Annotated in this window: 17 protein-coding genes; 15 read left to right on the top strand and 2 right to left on the bottom strand. The window is 43.4% G+C overall.

The window, feature by feature from the left end; genetic code table 11:
* The first annotated feature begins 9 nt into the window (after window positions 1–9).
* The 4 genes from LD028_RS07540 (at window position 10) to LD028_RS07525 (ending at window position 4,102) form a co-directional block, all read left to right on the top strand.
* The gene (locus LD028_RS07540) at window positions 10–1,470 is read left to right on the top strand and encodes a glutamate synthase subunit beta (protein WP_237810526.1); all 1,461 of its coding nucleotides are present in this window, start codon (window positions 10–12) and stop codon (window positions 1,468–1,470) included.
* Between the two features lie 65 nt (window positions 1,471–1,535).
* Window positions 1,536–1,895 carry an alpha-helical endospore appendage domain-containing protein gene (locus LD028_RS07535; protein ID WP_006319723.1) on the top strand — a complete coding sequence of 120 codons (360 nt, stop codon included), beginning with the start codon at window positions 1,536–1,538 and terminating at the stop codon, window positions 1,893–1,895.
* A 113-nt stretch (window positions 1,896–2,008) separates the two neighbouring features.
* Complete coding sequence (ilvD, locus tag LD028_RS07530; RefSeq protein WP_129000351.1) at window positions 2,009–3,691, top strand: dihydroxy-acid dehydratase; 1,683 nt, start codon at window positions 2,009–2,011, stop codon at window positions 3,689–3,691.
* 84 nt (window positions 3,692–3,775) lie between these two features.
* Window positions 3,776–4,102 carry a DUF3870 domain-containing protein gene (locus LD028_RS07525; RefSeq protein ID WP_003395822.1) on the top strand — a complete coding sequence of 109 codons (327 nt, stop codon included), beginning with the start codon at window positions 3,776–3,778 and terminating at the stop codon, window positions 4,100–4,102.
* 20 nt (window positions 4,103–4,122) lie between these two features.
* Here the strand turns inward: LD028_RS07525 and LD028_RS07520 are convergent, their stop codons facing one another.
* Together LD028_RS07520 and LD028_RS07515 are read right to left on the bottom strand one after the other, a co-directional pair.
* Window positions 4,123–5,316 carry an acyl-CoA dehydrogenase family protein gene (locus tag LD028_RS07520; RefSeq protein ID WP_237810524.1) on the bottom strand — a complete coding sequence of 398 codons (1,194 nt, stop codon included), beginning with the start codon at window positions 5,314–5,316 and terminating at the stop codon, window positions 4,123–4,125.
* Window positions 5,303–6,457 carry a CaiB/BaiF CoA transferase family protein gene (locus LD028_RS07515; RefSeq protein ID WP_237810522.1) on the bottom strand — a complete coding sequence of 385 codons (1,155 nt, stop codon included), beginning with the start codon at window positions 6,455–6,457 and terminating at the stop codon, window positions 5,303–5,305. The genes LD028_RS07520 and LD028_RS07515 overlap by 14 nt, the downstream gene beginning before the upstream one ends.
* A 407-nt stretch (window positions 6,458–6,864) precedes the next feature.
* On the opposite strand from LD028_RS07515, the gene gabT reads away from it, so the two are divergent.
* The 11 genes from gabT (at window position 6,865) to LD028_RS07460 (ending at window position 19,101) form a co-directional block, all read left to right on the top strand.
* Window positions 6,865–8,166, top strand: a complete 1,302-nt coding sequence (gabT, locus tag LD028_RS07510; RefSeq protein WP_237810521.1) for a 4-aminobutyrate--2-oxoglutarate transaminase — start codon at window positions 6,865–6,867, stop codon at window positions 8,164–8,166.
* Window positions 8,166–9,608 carry an aldehyde dehydrogenase family protein gene (locus LD028_RS07505; protein WP_237810520.1) on the top strand — a complete coding sequence of 481 codons (1,443 nt, stop codon included), beginning with the start codon at window positions 8,166–8,168 and terminating at the stop codon, window positions 9,606–9,608. Before gabT ends, LD028_RS07505 begins: the two co-directional genes overlap by 1 nt.
* A gap of 14 nt (window positions 9,609–9,622) precedes the next feature.
* On the top strand, window positions 9,623–11,002 hold the full coding sequence (locus tag LD028_RS07500; RefSeq protein ID WP_237810519.1) for an APC family permease: 1,380 nt from the start codon (window positions 9,623–9,625) through the stop codon (window positions 11,000–11,002).
* A gap of 90 nt (window positions 11,003–11,092) precedes the next feature.
* The gene (locus LD028_RS07495) at window positions 11,093–12,718 is read left to right on the top strand and encodes a thiamine pyrophosphate-binding protein (RefSeq protein WP_237810518.1); all 1,626 of its coding nucleotides are present in this window, start codon (window positions 11,093–11,095) and stop codon (window positions 12,716–12,718) included.
* Complete coding sequence (locus tag LD028_RS07490; protein WP_237810517.1) at window positions 12,715–14,190, top strand: aldehyde dehydrogenase family protein; 1,476 nt, start codon at window positions 12,715–12,717, stop codon at window positions 14,188–14,190. The genes LD028_RS07495 and LD028_RS07490 overlap by 4 nt, the downstream gene beginning before the upstream one ends.
* A gap of 12 nt (window positions 14,191–14,202) precedes the next feature.
* Window positions 14,203–15,351, top strand: a complete 1,149-nt coding sequence (locus tag LD028_RS07485; RefSeq protein WP_237810516.1) for a saccharopine dehydrogenase family protein — start codon at window positions 14,203–14,205, stop codon at window positions 15,349–15,351.
* Between the two features lie 98 nt (window positions 15,352–15,449).
* The gene (locus tag LD028_RS07480) at window positions 15,450–16,262 is read left to right on the top strand and encodes an electron transfer flavoprotein subunit beta/FixA family protein (protein ID WP_237810514.1); all 813 of its coding nucleotides are present in this window, start codon (window positions 15,450–15,452) and stop codon (window positions 16,260–16,262) included.
* Between the two features lie 11 nt (window positions 16,263–16,273).
* Window positions 16,274–17,323 (top strand): electron transfer flavoprotein subunit alpha/FixB family protein, encoded by a 1,050-nt coding sequence (locus LD028_RS07475; RefSeq protein ID WP_237810512.1) that lies wholly within the window; start codon window positions 16,274–16,276, stop codon window positions 17,321–17,323.
* Complete coding sequence (locus LD028_RS07470; RefSeq protein WP_237810510.1) at window positions 17,316–18,611, top strand: FAD-dependent oxidoreductase; 1,296 nt, start codon at window positions 17,316–17,318, stop codon at window positions 18,609–18,611. The genes LD028_RS07475 and LD028_RS07470 overlap by 8 nt, the downstream gene beginning before the upstream one ends.
* Window positions 18,593–18,895, top strand: a complete 303-nt coding sequence (locus LD028_RS07465) for a ferredoxin family protein (protein ID WP_237810509.1) — start codon at window positions 18,593–18,595, stop codon at window positions 18,893–18,895. Before LD028_RS07470 ends, LD028_RS07465 begins: the two co-directional genes overlap by 19 nt.
* A 5-nt stretch (window positions 18,896–18,900) precedes the next feature.
* A complete protein-coding gene (locus LD028_RS07460; RefSeq protein ID WP_183242262.1) occupies window positions 18,901–19,101 on the top strand; it encodes a hypothetical protein in 201 nt (66 codons plus the stop codon).
* Window positions 19,102–19,324 lie beyond the last annotated feature (223 nt).

Raw genomic sequence — 19,324 nt, 5'->3', positions numbered from 1 at the left:
GGGAGAAACATGGGGAAAGCGACAGGATTTATGGAATACGTACGGGAAGAAGAGAAAAAGCGTGATCCTCTTTCCCGTTTGTATGATTGGAAAGAATATACAGACCCATTTTCAACAGATATGTTAGTTAGACAAGGGGCGCGATGTATGGACTGCGGTACACCGTTTTGCCATATGGGTATGGAGCTAAACGGCTTAACGTCTGGTTGTCCGATTCATAACCTTATTCCAGAATGGAACGATCTTGTGTACCGTGGACGTTGGAAAGAAGCGTTTGAACGGTTAGTAAAAACGAATAACTTTCCAGAATTTACAGGGCGTGTTTGTCCAGCACCTTGTGAAGGATCGTGCACCGTAGCTATTTCTGATCAAGCAGTTGCGATTAAAGGCATTGAACGAGCGATTATCGATCGAGCGTTCCAAGAAGGCTGGGTTCAACCACGTATCCCAAAAAAGCGAACAGGAAAAAAAGTGGCTGTCATCGGATCAGGACCTGCCGGCTTAGCGTGTGCAGATGAATTAAATCAAGCGGGTCATTTTGTGACTGTGTATGAGCGTGCGGATCGCGTAGGCGGTTTGTTAACGTATGGCATTCCAAATATGAAACTTGGAAAAGATGTCGTTGAACGACGTGCGCGTTTACTTGAAGAAGAAGGAATTACGTTTCTTACAAATACAGAAGTAGGCAAGCATATTACCGTCCACGAACTACAAAAACAATATGATGCAATTGTGCTTTGTATCGGAGCACAAAAACAACGTGATCTTGTTTTAGAAGGACGCGAACTAGATGGTGTTCATTTAGCAATGGATTACTTGACCGTAACAACAAAATGGTTGTTGAATGGTGAAAAAGATGAAACGTTTATTGACGCAAAACATAAACACGTCATCGTTATTGGCGGGGGCGATACGGGGGCAGACTGCGTAGCAACGGCACTTCGTCAACAATGTAAAAGCGTCGTGCAGTTTGGCAAACATCCTGCATTGCCTAAAGAGCGTACGGACGATAACCCGTGGCCGCAATATCCGCTCGTTTTTACGATCGACTATGCATACGAAGAAGCGGAAGCGAAGTTTGGCACCGATCCACGTCAATATTGTATTCAAACGAAAAAGATCGTCGGCGATAAAAACGGAAAAGTGAAAGAATTGCATACGATTCAAATGGAGAAAACTGTAGATGAGCATGGGCATGTTGTATTCAAAGAAATTCCTGGCACAGAAAAAGTATGGCCGTGTGATCTTGTGTTGATTGCCATCGGCTTTGAAGGACCTGATCAGCCAATTTTACAGCAATTCGGAATAGAAACAGTAAACAAAAAAGTGAAAGCGACAGAATATAAAACGAACGTCGAAGGGGTATTTGTAGCAGGCGATGCAAGACGAGGACAAAGCCTCGTTGTTTGGGCGATTCACGAAGGACGAGAAGCAGCGAAAGCAGTAAACGATTTTTTAATAGAAAGATAGGTGAATGAATCATCTCCTTTTTCTGTGCATATATTGAGGTATCATGAAAAAAGGAGATGATCTGCTTGTCTTTCCCAAACATCCCGAATATTAAGCCAGATATTGACTTAGATGAGGAAGATGTGCTGTCGTTATTGCTTGCATCAATTGCGTTAGAAGAGCTGAGTTTGGCTCATATTATGAATGCAGAAGCAGAAAAGTTACAAGCAGTATTAGGGACGTTGACGACAAGCGCAAGTGGGACGAAAGCGCAATCGCTTCACGATTTGCTGAAAGTGAACCGTTCAGTAGAGCGGACGTTAAGGACGGTACTTAAAAACCAAATGTTATTACAATTTAAACTAGAGGATGTTAGCGATCTCATTCAGCTTTTTCATGAACAAAAGCGAAAAAAACATAAAGATAAAACAGACTGTGATCAGTAAATAAACATGTTGAATCCTTTGATCTAATCGTTAGTAGATCAAAGGATTTTTTTATTTTTAGAATTGTCATTTTATTTTAAAAAGTGTTACAATGTTTAACAAGTTCAGAAAAGATGGAGGGATTTGTTTTGCGTAGCGATATGATTAAAAAAGGATTCGATCGCGCACCACATCGTAGTTTATTGCGCGCAGCAGGAGTAAAAGAAGAAGATTTCAATAAACCGTTTATTGCGGTTGTCAACTCGTATATTGATATTATCCCAGGACATGTTCATTTACAAGAGTTTGGAAAAATTGTCAAAGAAGCGATTCGAGAAGCAGGCGGAGTACCATTTGAAATGAATACAATCGGAGTAGACGATGGCATTGCAATGGGACATATTGGTATGCGCTATTCATTGCCGAGCCGCGAAATTATAGCAGACTCTGTCGAAACAGTCGTTTCTGCACACTGGTTCGATGGCATGGTATGTATTCCAAACTGCGATAAAATTACCCCTGGTATGATGATGGCAGCAATGCGTTTAAACATCCCAACCATTTTTGTTAGCGGCGGACCGATGAAGGCGGGTGTCACAAGCGATGGAAAAAAAATCTCGCTTTCCTCTGTATTTGAAGGCGTTGGTGCATATCAGGCAGGGAAAATCGACGAAAAAGGACTACAAGAGCTTGAGCAGTACGGTTGCCCGACATGCGGTTCTTGTTCAGGAATGTTTACAGCAAATTCGATGAACTGTTTAGCCGAAGCGCTTGGCTTAGCTCTTCCGGGTAACGGTACGATTTTAGCGATTGATCCGGCACGAAAAGAATTTGTACGACGTTCAGCTCAGCAGTTAATGTATTTAATCGAGCATGATATTAAACCGCGCGACATCGTCACCGAAAAAGCAATTGACAATGCATTCGCACTTGATATGGCGCTTGGTGGTTCAACAAATACAGTACTACATACGTTAGCGATTGCGAATGAAGCAGGCATTAACTATCCGCTTGAGCGCATTAACGAGGTCGCATCTCGCGTGCCGCATCTAGCAAAATTGGCACCAGCATCAGATATGCATATTGAAGATTTGCACGAAGCGGGTGGCGTATCTGCAGTATTGCACGAACTGTCGAAAAAAGAAGGCACCCTTCATTTAGATGCATTGACAGTGTCAGGCAAAACACTTGGTGAAAACATTGCAGGATGCGAAGTAAAAAACTATGAAGTCATTCGTCCAATTGACAATCCGTACTCAGAAACAGGTGGACTGGCTGTACTGTTCGGTAATTTAGCGCCAGATGGTGCCATTATTAAAACAGGTGGCATTCAAGGTGGCATTACACGCCATGAAGGACCCGCGATCGTATTTGATTCTCAAGAAGAAGCGCTTGAAGGCATTGCAGCAGGAAAAGTACAACCTGGCCATGTCGTCATCATTCGTTACGAAGGACCAAAAGGTGGACCAGGTATGCCAGAAATGTTAGCCCCGACATCGCAAATTGTTGGAATGGGATTGGGTACGAAAGTAGCGCTCATTACAGACGGTCGTTTCTCCGGTGCTTCTCGCGGCTTATCGATCGGACACGTATCGCCAGAGGCAGCTGAAGGGGGGCCGATCGCTTTTGTGCAAAATGGGGACCATATTGTTATTGACGTTGTGAAACGAACGATTGATGTTCACGTTCCAGAAGAGGAATGGGAAAAACGAAAAGCAAACTGGAAAGGTTTCGAACCAAAAGTGAAGACAGGTTATTTAGCTCGCTATTCAAAACTTGTCACATCGGCAAGTACCGGCGGAATTATGAAAATTTAAAAAAATTGTCGAAAGGTTGTTCGTAAATCCAAAACAAGCTTCCGTTATAATGAAAGAAGTGAAGCGATAATGGGAGTGAGGGAGATGAATACGCAATTTATTGCCGGTCATGCGCGATTGCCTTCAGGAATGGCGGCAAAAAGCGTATTTGATACGTTGACGATTACGGCAGAAGTAGATAAAAAGTACGGCGTCATCGTTGATGCTTCTTGTACGTTAGCAACAGAGCACGGTCGTGATTATGTGGCACGGTTGTTAAAAGGGCATTCATTAAAAGATGGAATTGACGAACCGCTTGCTCAATTACATGAAGGATATTTAGGAAAGGCAAATCAAGCTTTATGTGCAGCATTAAAAGATTTGTATAAACAATATTGTAAACTCGAAGAAAAAATGCATGCAGAAAAATAGAAGGTGACACGAGCCACCTTCTATTTTTCTTCCCAAGATGGGAGCATTTTTCGGAGCGGTTTGTCTTGACGATAGCCAAGGACGTACTCCGCTTGCATAATTGTATGAATTTCACGCGTTCCTTCGTAAATAACTGGGGCTTTAGAGTTACGTAAATATCGCTCGACTGGATATTCATTTGAATAACCGTATGCCCCGTGAATTTGTACGGCATCATCAGCCGCTTTGTTGGCAAAGTCGCATGCCATCCATTTCGCTAGCGATGTTTCACGTGTATTTCGTCTTCCTTTATTTTTTAAAAAGCCGGCTTTATATACGAGCAAGCGGCTCATTTGTAAGCCTGCCTCCATATTTGCGATCATTTGTTGTACAAGTTGATGACGACCGATTTCTTTTCCGAACGTTTTTCGTTCGTGACAATATTTCACGCTTGCTTCTAAGCAAGCCATAATTAAACCGCATGCTCCAGCAGCAACAGTAAACCGTCCGTTATCGAGTGCGGACATCGCAATTTTAAATCCTTCTCCTTCTTCTCCAAGTAAATTTTCTTTCGGGACGCGCACGTTATCAAAAAATAGTTCGCCTGTATTGCCTGCGCGAATGCCAAGCTTTCCTTTAATGGCACGTGATGAAAAACCAGGCATCGTCCGTTCAACAATAAAAGCAGAAATGCCACGATGTTTTTTCGATTTATCTGTGTAAGCAAAAACAATGAAGTGGTCAGCGATGTCACAAAGAGAAATCCACGTTTTTTGTCCGTTTAAAATGTAGTCATCTCCATCACGTACAGCTGTTGTCGAAATCGCTGCAACATCTGAACCAGCGTTTGGCTCGGTTAATCCGAATGCGCCAATTTTTTCTCCCTTTGCTTGTGGCACGAGATATTTTTGCTTTTGTTCCTCTGTTCCCCACTGAAGCAGTGTTAAGCTATTTAGGCCGATATGGACAGAAACAGCGGTGCGAAATGCTGTATCCCCACGTTCTAATTCTTCACAAACAATAGCTAATGAATTATAATCCATTCCCATTCCGCCGTATTGTTCTGGAATACATACACCCATTAAATTTAATTTCGCTAAGCGCTTCAAAATGTTTGGATCAAAATAGCCTCGTTCATCCCATTCTTTAATATGAGGTAAAATTTCTTTATCAACAAATTTTCTTACCGTTTGTCGCAACATGTCTTGTTCTTGCGTAAAATCAAAGTTCATCATGTTTATTTCCTCCTTCAAATAAGTAGTTGTGTTCTCCTGCGAGCGGTGGTGCCAATCGATATGTGACCGGTGTATGTGAAAACTTTAGCGGTGTTCCGACAAGTTTTAACTCACCGACGTCTGGGTGATCCATGCGAATAATCATATTTCGTGCGAGCGTTTGTGGATGCTGAAATACTTGATCGAGCGTATGCACAGGACCACAAGGAATGCCTTTTTGTTCAAATAATCGTTGCCATTCTGCACGCGATTTCTTTTTTAATTCATCGTTTAGTCGTTGATTGAGTTCATGACGATAGGTGACTCGACCGGCATTTGTTTGAAACCGTTCATCCTCACCGATCGTTTGATCTTCTAATAGTTCACATAGTGCTTGAAATTGTCGGTCGTTTCCGACAGCAACAACAAACAAACCATCGCTTGCTTCATACGTTGAATATGGAACGATGTTCGGATGATCGTTTCCCAACGGTTTTGGCACTTCGCCAGATATTAAATAATTTGAAGCGACGTTCACAAGGGCGCTAATGGCACAGTCAAATAAACTTAAATCAATTTTTTGACCGCTTCCTGTTTTTTCTCGAGCGATGAGCGCTGCTTGCACGGCAATGGCGGCATATAAACCTGTAAAAATATCTGTGACAGCGACACCGACTTTTAATGGCCCAGATTGTTCTGTACCGTTAATACTCATCCAACCACTCATCGCTTGAATAATATAATCGTAGCCAGCTAAATGGCGATACGGTCCCGTTTCACCAAATCCGGTAATGGAGCAGTAAATGAGTTTCGGATTGATGGCAGAAAGATCATCATATCCAAGCCCGAGCCGTTCCATCGTTCCGGTTTTAAAATTGTGTATAATGACATCGGCTGTTTTAATGAGTTGACGAATTGTTTCTTTTCCACTTTCTTCTTTTAAGTTGACAGTTATGCTTCGCTTATTTCGATTGACTGCCGCATAGTAAGCGCTCATGCCGTTTTGAAACGGTGGTCCCCAAAATCGTGTATCATCCGATCCACCAGGTGCTTCGATTTTAATAACATCCGCCCCGAGATCACCTAAAATCATCGTGGCATATGGACCGGCAAGAACGCGTGTTAAATCAATCACTTGAATGCCATCTAAAGCTCCCGCCATCTGTTCACCTCCATATTTTTGTAATAAAAAAGCCAGTCCCTCCCTCAAACGTACAGGAAAGGAACTGGCATAAACGATCCGAGCGTGCCTTTCGAAAAGAAAGTCGGTCGAATCGGAACAGTTCTTTAAGAAGTCGTTACGTTGCTACCCGAAGCCAAACGATTCGTTGTTTAGTGGGGTAGCTACTTTTAGTATAAAACAACACATTATTTTTGTAAATATTTTTTATTTTAAAAATAGTTTGACAAAATAAAAAAGATTGTCTTAAAATAAAAGCAAATAAGCAAAAACTGTGGAGCTTATTTTACTCGTCTGATCGGCGAGCAACGCATAAGCACCAGCCAGTTTAGTCATTGTGCCATCACGATGATTAAACTGGCTTTTTATTTGTCGAAGGAGGAGAGATGATGTCGAATTGGATGGAACGAAGAAAAGAAGCGGTTGCAAGAGCGCCGTACAACGTGACAGAAATTTTTATTAAAGAAGCAAAAGGAGCGATCATTCGAGATATAAATGATCGCGAATATATCGACTTTGCCGGAGGAATTGGTGTACAAAACGTTGGACACTGTCATCCGAAAGTCGTCGCTGCCATTCAGCAACAAGCAGCAACATTTATTCATCCTTGTTTTCATGTGACACCTTATGAATCGTATGTGTTATTAGCAGAAAAATTAAATGAGTTAACACCGGGTGATTTTCCGAAAAAAACGATCTTTTTAAATAGTGGCGCAGAAGCAGTTGAAAATGCGGTGAAAATTGCAAGAAAGTACACCGGTCGTCCTGCGATTGTGTCGTTTACAGGGGGGTATCACGGTCGAACGTTATTGACGATGTCGCTGACAAGCAAAGTCATGCCATATAAAAAAGGATTTGGTCCGTTTGCTCCTGAAGTGTATAAATTTCCGTATCCATACTATTACCGTGCAAACGAGCAAACTATAGATGAAGTAGATAACCAACTCATTGAATCATTGAAACAGTTTTTCGTTGCGGAAGTAGCCCCTGATCACGTAGCAGCAATCATAATTGAACCAGTACAAGGAGAAGGGGGATTTGTCGTTCCGTCGGCGAAATTTATGCAAGCGATTCGTCGCATTTGTGATGAATACGGCATCGTCATGATTGCTGATGAAATTCAAACAGGTTTTGCCCGAACAGGACGCTTGTTTGCGATGGAGCACTTTGGTGTAGCGCCTGATTTGATGACGTTATCAAAGTCGATGGGAGCGGGGGTGCCAATTAGTGCAGTCGTCGGTCGACGCGAAATGATGGATGCACCAGAAGTCGGTCAGCTTGGCGGTACGTTCTCAGGAAGTCCGCTTGCATGTGCAGCTGCGTTGGCTGTTTTAGATGTGATCGAAGAAGAACAATTAGTTGTGCGTGCGCGTCGTTTAGGTGAAAAAATGATGGCGCTTTTAACGGAAATGAAGCAACAGTTTGACATTATCGGTGACGTACGTGGGCTCGGAGCGATGTGCGCGATTGAGCTTGTGACAGATCGCAATCAAAAAACGCCGGCGAAAGAACAAACTGCATATATTGTTTCTCAAGCGTGGAAGCGCGGGGCAATTTTTTTAAGTGCTGGATTGTATAGTAACGTTGTTCGCTTTTTACCGCCACTTGTGATGACCGATGAACAACTAGAGCGCGGATTTTCAGTTTTGCGTGACTTACTAGCAGAAGTACAACAAAAGGTGGTGGAATGATGCGTGAAGTAAAAAATTATATTGGTGGCGAGTGGATCCAAGGGAAACATGAAACGATTGAACGTTACAACCCAGCCGATCAAAAAGAACTTGTCGTGGTCGTTGCTGGTTCATCTGTTCATGATGTAGATGAGGCGGTGTTTGCGGCGGTGAAAGCAAAGAAAAAATGGGCACAAACGGCCGCCTCAGAACGTGGTGCGTATTTACAAAAAGTAGCTTATTTATTTGAGAAATATGCGGATGAGTTGGCAGAATTGGCTACGAAGGAAATGGGGAAACGTTTTGCTGAAACGAAAGGGGAGGTACATCGTAGCGCAGCCATTTTACGTTACTATGCGGGCGAAGGATTGCGAAAAATTGGTGAAGTACTACCGTCGTTTGATGCCAAAAACTTATTTTTTACAAAGCGCGTTCCTGTTGGTGTCGTGGCAGTCATTGCTCCGTGGAATTTTCCACTTGCTATTCCAATATGGAAAATTGCCCCTGCCCTCGTTTATGGAAATACAGTTGTATTTAAGCCTGCACTAGAAGCAAGTGCTACGGGTGCGCGCATCGTTGAATTGTTTGCAGAAGCGGGGCTACCTCCAGGTGTTTTAAACTTGATTGTTGGTCGAGGCAGTTCCATTGGTGATGCTATTGTTGAGCATAATGAGGTGGATGCGATTACGTTTACCGGCTCGAATGTAATTGGCAGTGAAATTGCGAAAAAAGCAGCAGCACGTGGAGCGAAATATCAACTTGAGCTCGGTGGGAAAAATCCAGCGATCGTTTTAAGCGATGCAGATGTCGATTTTGCTGCTCGACTTGTCGTGGAAGGAGCGATGAAACAAACCGGGCAACGTTGTACAGCAACGAGTCGTGTATTCGTTGAAAAAGAAGTCATGGACGTATTTCGAGAACGTGTCACTGAACATGTGAAGCGCATTCGTGTCGGCAATGGAATGGATGAACAAGTGACGATGGGGCCGGTTGTATCGAAAGGACAATTTGAAACCGTTCAGCGCTATATCCATATTGGAAAACAAGAAGGACGACTGCTTATTGGAGGGGGAGCGAGCGATGATGTAGGCTGGTATATTGAGCCAACTGTATTTGATTCTGTTTCCCATCAATCTATTATTGCAAGAGAAGAAATTTTTGGACCTGTGTTGTCGATTGTAGAAGCTGCATCTATTGATGAAGCGATTGAAATGGCAAACGACAGCATTTATGGCTTAAGTGCGTCATTGTTTACAAACAACTTATCGAAAGCACTTTACTTTATTGAACATATCGAAGCAGGCATGGTGCAAGTAAACGGTGAAACAGGTGGGGCAGAACCACAAGCACCTTTTGGCGGGATGAAGCAATCAAGTTCAGGTACGCGCGAACAAGGGCAAGCGGCCATGGAGTTTTTTACAGCGTATCAAACGATTTCTATTCGACCACATCCAAATATGTGAGAGGGGGATATGGAATGGATCAACAGTTTCATAAAGTACTAACGAAACTCGATGTGTTGTTATTAGCATTTGGTGCGATGATCGGTTGGGGATGGGTGGTGCTCTCAGGTACGTGGATCACGAGTGCGGGTGCACTGGGGGCGATCATCGCCTTTTTAATCGGGGGAATTCTCGTGATTTTTGTCGGTTTAACGTATGCGGAGTTATCATCAGCCATGCCGAAAGTAGGAGGAGAACATTATTTCGTTTTACGTGCCCTCGGTCCTAAAGCTTCGTTTATCGCTGCTTGGGCAATAGCCCTTGGTTATTTATCGGTTGTAGCATTTGAAGCCATTGCGCTTCCAACCGTCATTGAGTATTTATTTCCAACATTTAAATTTGGTTATCTTTGGACGATTGCCGGGTGGGATGTAAACGCTTCCTGGGTAATGATTGGTATGCTCGGTTCCATCATCATTACGTGGATTAACTATCGTGGCGTAAAAAGTGCCGCCTTTCTACAAGTTGTATTAACGTTTGTCATTTTTCTTGTCGGCATGGCACTTTTAGGTGGTTCGCTTGTAAACGGAGAAGTAGCAAATTTACAGCCATTATTTAAAGATGGTTCAGCTGGTTTGCTCGCTGTACTAGTCATGACGCCGTTTATGTTCGTTGGTTTTGACGTCATTCCTCAAACAGCAGAGGAAATGAAAATCCCGCAACGTTCTATTGGAAAAATTCTTATTTTATCTGTCGCTCTAGCTGTTTTGTTTTATGTCGCCGTTGTGTTTGCGGTATCTTACATTTTACCAGACGATGCGTTAACAAACTCATCGCTCCCAACAGCAGATGCGATGGCTGCTGCGTTAGGCAGTTCATTTTTTTCGAAAGTGCTTATTATCGGGGGATTAGCTGGTATTTTAACAAGTTGGAACGCATTTATTATCGGTGGTAGTCGCGTGCTTTATGCGATGGCACAAGAAAGATTTCTTCCACAATGGTTTGCCCATATTCACCCAATATACAAAACACCATCAAACGCTGTTTTATTCATTGGAACGCTCGCCACATTTGCTCCTCTACTTGGCAGACCAATGCTCGTTTGGCTTGTAGATGCGGGAGGTTTTTCTATCATCATCGCCTATTTCCTTGTTGCCTGGTCATTTATTGCATTACGTAAAAAAGAACCGAATATGCCAAGACCGTTTCAAGTCGGTCAATCATCAGCTGTTGGTTGGATTGCTCTTGTGTTGTCGATTGGATTTATTTTGTTATACATGCCAGGCATGCCATCACAGCTCGTTTGGCCGTATGAGTGGCTCATATTTATTGGATGGTGGGTCATTGGTGCATTTTTTATCGGGCGAATAAAGAAAAAAACGATGGAACAAACAGAACATGTACATCGGATGTAGGGGGGCAATACGCTCCTCTTTATTATTTTATAAGGTCATAAAACGATTTCATTTGTGTATACATGATACAAAAAGAAAGGAGGGCTTGTAGTGAATGCAGCAGAGGCGATCGTTCAATGTTTAAAAAGTGAGGACATTTGTCACGTTTTTTGTGTACCAGGGGAAAGTTATTTACCTATCCTTGATGCCCTTTTTTCTGAGAAGACGATCCAGCTCATTTCCGCTCGCCACGAAGGTGGAGCTGCCTTCATGGCAGAAGGGTATGCGAAGGCAAGCGGAAAAGTTGGTGTTGTGATGGCAACAAGAGCAGTAGGAGCTACAAACGCTGCTATCGGTATTCATACAGCCAAGCAAGATTCAACACCGATGGTTGTATTGTTAGGACAAGTTGCGCGAACATTTCGGGGACGTGAAGGATTTCAAGAGGTAGATGTTGAGGCGTTTTTTCGTCCGCTCGCGAAATGGGCGATAGAAATTGATGACGCAAAAAGGTTACCAGAATTGCTAACGAGGGCGTTTCGAATTGCACAAACGGGAAGACCTGGTCCAGTTGTTGTTTCGCTTCCGGAAGATATTCTTCATGAACAGATGGATCACGTAATCTTTTCGAAAACAATTGTTCCAAAACCAGCACCAAGCCAAGAAGACATCCAGCGTATCGAGCAATTGTTACAGTCAGCGAACCGTCCAGTCATTATTGCTGGCGGAGGGGTTATACGTTCAAAAGCTACCGATGTTCTCCGTTTGTTCGCTGAAAAATGGTCGCTTCCTGTCATGGCATCTTTTCGTCGACATGATGTATTTCCAAACGATCATCCACTCTACGTTGGTCATCTCGGTTTAGGCACACAACGAGCTGTTATTGAAACGGTTGAACAAGCAGATGTGGTGTTAGCGATCGGCACCCGTTTGTCAGAAGTGACGACGCAAGATTATAAGCTATTATCAACGCAACAGCTCATTCATATCGATATTGATTATGATGTGATCGGCGTGACATACTCCCCCCATATCGGTGTTGTTGCTGATGCGAAAGAGGCGTTAAAGAGACTACTTGCTATTGAACTTCAACCAACATGGACGGCGTGGACAAAAAAACGGCGGGAAGCGTACGAGCAAGCATCATCCCTACCGCCTGTGAAACGGAACATCAATGAGATTGTCATCGACACCCTTCAACACCTTCTTCCTCCAGAGTCGATCATTACAAACGATGCTGGAAATTTTGCAAGTTGGCTCCATTCATTTTTTCGATTTCAGCAACATACATATATTGGGCCAACGTCAGGAGCGATGGGGTATGGATTACCTGCGGCTATTGGGGCAAAATTGGCTCATCCGCATCGTTCGGTCGTTTCATTAAGTGGAGACGGTGGGTTTATGATGACGATGCAAGAACTCGAAACGGCAGTTCGTTACAAAATTCCAATCATTAGTATTGTGTTTAACAATCAAATGTACGGAACGATTCGCATGTACCAAGAGCTTCGTTATCCAAACCGCGTCATCGGGACCGACTTAAGCGATATATCATTCGCAAACGTAGCGCATAGCCTTGGGGCCGACGGTGTGCGTGTAGAAGCAGAAAAACAGTTTTCACATGCGTTCACCGCTGCACTTCAAAATAACAAGCCGACTGTCATTGAAGTGATGACGGATCCACACGTATTATCTCCGTTTTTAACAATTGAACAAGCGAGAGGAGGAAAACAATGAAAGTATTAAACTATATCGATGGACGATGGATGCCGTCCGTAAGCGAGCAATTTGTTCCGATTATTAACCCAGCGAACGGTCAAAGTATCGGAGAAGTGACCGTATCGAATGAACAAGATGTAGAACAGGCGGTATCGGCGGCAAAACGAGCGCAAAAAGCATGGGCGCTCGTCCCTGCGCCGAAACGCGCTGAAGTACTTTATAAAGTTGGCATGTTGTTGCAAGAGAGAAAAGAACAAATCGCACGCCTATTGACGATGGAAATGGGAAAGGTCATTGAAGAAGCGCGTGGTGAAGTGCAAGAAGGAATCGATATGGCATTTTACATGGCAGGAGAAGGAAGACGCTTATTTGGAGATACGACTCCGTCAGAGTTACCGAATAAATTTGCGATGAGCGTTCGGGCGCCAATTGGTGTCGTCGGCTTAATTACTCCATGGAACTTTCCGATTGCGATTGCTACGTGGAAATCATTCCCTGCGATCGTTTCTGGCAATGCGGTCGTTTGGAAACCTGCGCTTGAAACACCGATTATGGCACAGCAACTTGCGCAAATATTCGAGCAAGCCGGATTGCCAAACGGTGTATTTAATGTTGTACATGGGCGTGGCTCTGTTGTTGGTGAAGCGCTTGTTAAACATCCAGATATAAAAGTTATTTCGTTTACAGGATCTAATGAAGTCGGAAGACGAATTGCTGAAACGTGCGGACGTCAGTTGAAAAAAGTATCGCTTGAAATGGGAGGGAAAAACGCCATTATCGTCATGGACGATGCCGACATTTCACTTGCTGTAGAAGCGATCATATGGAGTGCTTTCGGTACGTCTGGACAACGTTGTACCGCATGCAGTCGAATTATTGTTCATGAACGTGTGAAACGACAATTGGAAGAACGGTTACTCGCAGCGATAAGCACATTAACGGTTGGAAACGGCCTAGAGGAAGGAGTAAAAGTCGGACCAGTCATTAATCAAGAGGCATTGCAAAAAATTGATTATTACGTTCAAATGGGTAAAAACGAAGGAGCCACGCTGCTTGCAGGAGGGTATATGTTGCAAGATGAGCAATACAAAGGCGGATTTTATTATGCCCCAACATTGTTTACAAACGTCACACCAGCAATGACCATTGCAAGAGAAGAAATTTTTGGTCCAGTCGCATCGATCATATCTGTTCACAGTTTAGAGGAAGCGATTGAAGTAAATAACAGCGTTGATTATGGACTTTCGAGTGCGATTTTTACACGCGATATTCACCGAGCGTTTACAGCGATGCGTGATTTCGATACAGGAATTGTATACGTGAACGCAGGAACGACAGGGGCAGAAATTCATTTGCCTTTTGGTGGAACGAAAGGAACAGGCAACGGACATCGTGATTCCGGTGTCGCAGCACTCGATGTATTTACGGAGTGGAAAAGCATTTATGTCGATTATAGTGGTAAATTACAACGCGCCCAAATTGATGTGTGAGGAGGTTAGCCGATGAATGTCATTGTTCTTGGAGCGGGTTTAATGGGAAAAGAAGCTGTGCGTGATTTAATTGAACAACAAACGGTATCATCGGTGACGCTCGCTGATGTCGATGAAGAAAAAACAAAAGCGGTTCAACGTTCGTTGTCATCAGAAAAGATCAAAGTGAAGCGAGTAAATGCAACAAATGATCAAGAACTGCGGGCTGCGATGCATGGGCATGATGTAGCCATTAATGCTCTCTTTTACACGTTTAATGAAAACGTAGCGAAAGCGGCCATTGAAACGGGTGTACACGCTGTAGATTTAGGTGGACATATCGGACATATGACAGATCGTGTCCTTGCTTTACACGAACAAGCAAAACGAGCAGGTGTTACATTAATTCCAGATTTAGGTGTTGCTCCAGGAATGATTAATATTTTAACAGGATATGGAGCAAGTCAACTGGATCGCGTTCATACCATTAAATTATATGTCGGTGGCATTCCGCTTCGTCCAGAGCCACCACTTGAATACAATCACGTCTTTTCTCTTGAAGGCTTACTCGATCATTACACTGATCCTTCGTTTATTATTCGCGATGGGCAAAAACAACAAGTCCCATCTTTATCTGAAATTGAAACGATTTATTTTGAACGTTTCGGGCCGCTTGAAGCGTTTCATACATCCGGAGGAACATCAACATTGCCGCGTTCTTATCCGAATGTAAAATGTTTGGAATATAAAACTATTCGCTATCCGGGGCATGCGGAAAAATTTCAGCTTCTTGTCGATTTACAATTGACGCGTCGAGACTATGAAGTAGAAGTCAACGGGGTAGCCGTACGGCCGCGTGATGTTTTGTTAAAAGTGCTAACTCCTCTTTTAGAGTTAAAAGAAAAGGACGATGTTGTGTTATTACGTGTCATTGTAGCGGGAGAAAAGGATGGAAAAGAAAGAACGTACGAATATGAAATGGTAACACATAAAGATCGCCAAAAAAATGTGACAGCGATGGCACGTTCTACCGCATATACCGTTTCTGTCGTTGCACAAATGATTGGTGACGGAACGATTCAAAAGCGTGGGGCGTATCCGCCCGAACAAATTGTACCGGGTGATCGCTATATTGAAGAAATGATTCGCCGTGGTGTCGTTATTCGCGCGACTATGCATTAAAATTGTGAACAAAACGGTAAATTTTCTGATTGTTATGACGAGTGATTTGTTCATTATGCTAAAATATGTATACATCGAATAGATTTGGAGGTGAACATATGCTACATATTGTAGCCTGTATTAAGCAAGTGCCAGATACAAAAATTATTAAAATGAATCCGAAAACGAATACGATGGACCGTGCAAGTGCTCCAGCGATTTTAAACCCGTATGATGCGCATGCGGTTGAAGAAGCTGTACGGTTGAAAAAGAAATACGGTGGTACTGTATCGGTTTTAACGATGGGTCCTCCACCAGCAGTAAAAGCGATTAAAAAATGTATAGAGCTTGGAGCAGATGAAGGGTATATGATTTCAGACCGAGCATTTGCCGGAGCTGACACGCTTGCGACAAGTTACGCACTTACAAAAGCGCTTGAAAAAATCGCTAAACAGCGCCCGATTGACCTTATCATTTGCGGAAAAATGACGATTGACGGGGATACAGGGCAAGTAGGACCTGGCATTGCACGACGTTTAAACATCCCTCCTCTTACTGGCGTGAAAAAAGTCGTTGAAATTAACAAAGAAAAAGGGTATGCGATCGTTCATCGCAAATTAGAAGATGGTTATGAAGTAGTGAAATCGCAGTTACCTTGCTTATTTACCGTAGAAAAAGACATCAATGACATCTCCTTTGCACCATTGCCAAACATGATTAAAGCCGCACGATATCAACCAACCATTTGGACAGCAGACGACTTAGAAAATGTAGACCGCAAACAGCTAGGACTAAAAGGATCTCCAACGATTGTATCCAAAGTATGGGCGCCGCCCAAGCCAGAAGGCGGAAAAATACTGACAGGAACAAAAGAACAACAAGTGGACGAACTTTTATCTATTTTACTTGAGAAAAAAGAGCTTTTTTCATAGGGGGAGTAGCAATGAATTTCGATGATTATCGGGGGATATGGATATATGTTGAAGTGAAAGACGGACAAATTGCTCCTGTATCATTAGAATTATTAGGAGCAGGACGGGTGCTTGCGGATAAACGGAAAACTGAACTTGCCGGTGTTTTAATTGGTAGCGGTGTAAAAACAGTTGCACCAACGCTTTTTCAATACGGTGCCGATGTTGTATATGTGTATGACGATCCGATTTTTGAGCATTATCGAACAGAACCATATATGCGCGCCTTATTAGATTGCTGTCATAAACATAAACCTGAAGTTATTTTATATGGAGCAACACCATCTGGAAAAGATTTAGCAAGCGCCAACGCCACCGATTTACCGACAGGATTAACAGCCGATACGACGATACTCGATATTGAAGAAGACACCGGGTTATTATTAGCGAGCCGTCCTGCGTTTGGCGGAAACATTATGGCGACGATTTTATGTAAAAAATATCGTCCGCAAATGGCGACCGTTCGTCCAAAAGTGATGAAAGCGCTACCGCCAGATCCGTCGCGAACAGGCCGCGTGGTCGAGGAGCATATTGAATTACACGAAGAAGAAATGCGAACGAAAGTATTAGAGATTGTCAGAGAAACGACAAAAAAAGTGCGCATTGATGAAGCAGATATTGTTGTTGCTGGCGGAAAAGGCATGGGCAGTAAAGAAGGGTTCCAACTCATTCATCAACTAGCCGAAGTGCTTGGCGGTGCGGTTGGGGCGAGCCGTGATGTCGTCGAAGCAGGATGGATTGACCATCATCACCAAGTCGGACAAACGGGTGTGACGGTGACGCCAAAAATTTATTTTGCGATCGGCATTTCTGGCGCGATCCAGCACGTCGTCGGCATGCAAAATTCCGACCTCATTATCGCCATCAATAAAGACCCGAACGCACCGATTTTCCAATCATGCCATTACGGCATTGTCGGCGATGCGTTCGAAATCATTCCGCTATTAATCGAACGGTTCAAAGAAGAAATTCCGAAGGTAAAAGCAGCTGCCGATGTGAAGGAGGAGATTCGCCATGCCTGAAAAATTTGACTGTATCGTCGTTGGCGCAGGTCCAGCTGGAACAGCCTGTGCGTATGAACTAGCAAAAGCAGGGGTCAACGTGCTGCTTTTAGAGCGCGGTGAATATCCAGGGGCGAAAAACGTCATGGGCGGTGTGTTGTACCGCAAAATGATGGAAGATATTATTCCAGAGTTTTATAAAGAAGCACCGCTCGAACGCCCAATCGTCGAGCAGCGGTTTATGATGATGGATAAAGAATCTGCGGTGACGTTTAGTTACAAAGGATTAGAGTGGGGACGTGAGCCGTACAACAACTTTACCGTATTGCGTGCCAAATTTGACCAATGGTTTGCCGAAAAAGCAGTCGAACAAGGAGCGCTTCTCGTTTGTGAGACCGTAGCGGTCGAATGCATCGTCGAAAACGGGCGCGTGGTTGGCGTTCGGACGGACCGACCAGATGGCGACATTTATGCCGATGTCGTCGTATTAGCGGACGGCGTCAACTCGCTCTTAGCGAAACAGCTTGGCTTCCACCGCGAATGGCGGCCAGATGAAGTCGCTTTGGCAACGATGGAAATTTTAAAGTTAGATAAAAACATCATTGAAGATCGCTTTAATCTCGAGCCAAACCAAGGCTGTACGATCGAGATTTTTGGCGATGCGACAAAGGGGATTTTAGGAACGGGATTTTTATATACAAATAAAGATACGCTTAGCATTGGTGTCGGTACGCTTTTATCCGGATTAATTAAACATAAAATCAAGCCGTATGAGCTACTTGAGTATGTGAAAAATCATCCGATGATTCGTCCATACATTCAAGGGAGTGAACCTGTTGAATATTTAGCTCACTTAATCCCCGAAGGCGGCTACCATTCCATTCCGAAAGTCGCAGGTCACGGAGTGCTTGTCGTTGGCGATGCAGCGCAACTGGTCAATGCGATTCATCGCGAAGGTTCCAATATGGCGATGACATCTGGCCGACTAGCAGCAGAAACCATTATCATGGCAAAAGAGCAAAACGACTTTTCCGAAAGCATGCTTGACCAGTACCGGATGAAACTGATGGAAAGCTTTATCGGGCAAGATTTGAAAAAATATAAAGATGCGACGCATCATTTTGAGCGATTCCCACAATATTTTGAGCAATATATCCCAATGATGAACCGCGCCGCAAGCCAAATGTTTACCGTCGACGGCGCATCGAAATGGGAAAAACAGAAAAAAATTTGGCGTGACCTCGGCTCGGCGAAACAGAAGTTTAAGCTGGCACGCGATATGATGAAAGCATGGAAGGTGATGAAATGATGAAGGCGCAAACGATTGAAGAGAAGCAATATTTAGTTCGCTTTAATGCGGATACGAAATCGCATCTTCACGTGCTTGATGACAACATTTGTTTAACGAAATGCCCCGATAAAATTTGTACCATTTTTTGTCCAGCAGCTGTTTATAAATGGGAAGATATTCGCATGCATGTTGGCTATGAAGGCTGTCATGAGTGCGGCAGTTGTCGCATTGGCTGTCCGTATGAAAACATTCAGTGGGAGTATCCACGCGGCGGCTACGGCATCGTCTTCCGTTTAGGGTGATCGCTATGTTTCACATCGGAGATTGCGTCGTCTATACGGATGGAACGAGAGGAATTGTGTTAGAAGTGACTGCCGATCGTTGCCACGTCTTATGGGAAGATTACTTCGTCAGCTGGGAGAAAAAAGAGCTGTTAACCGTTGATGAAGAATTAACAAAAAAGCAAACGATTCGTGTTTCTTCTCATGTGAGCCACCCTTTATCGTAGGGTGGTTTTTTTGTTTCTTTATATACAATTTATTCTAAAAAAGGGATTGACATATACATTTTTTTTTTTATGATTATTTTACGAACTATGCAAGTTGGTAACTATTCAGCCACATCATAAAGTGAGCTGAATATTTTTTGTATTTCTTGTCCATGATGTGAATATTGATAGACAAGGAGGTGAATCGCATGTTGACGATACAACAAGCTGTGTTTACAGTAGA

Source organism: Anoxybacillus sp. LAT27, assembly GCF_022030075.1.
Taxonomy (GTDB): domain Bacteria; phylum Bacillota; class Bacilli; order Bacillales; family Anoxybacillaceae; genus Anoxybacillus; species Anoxybacillus kestanbolensis.
The sequence above is the reverse complement of the archived record's forward strand: the minus strand, read 5'-3'. Positions and strand labels throughout refer to the sequence as shown.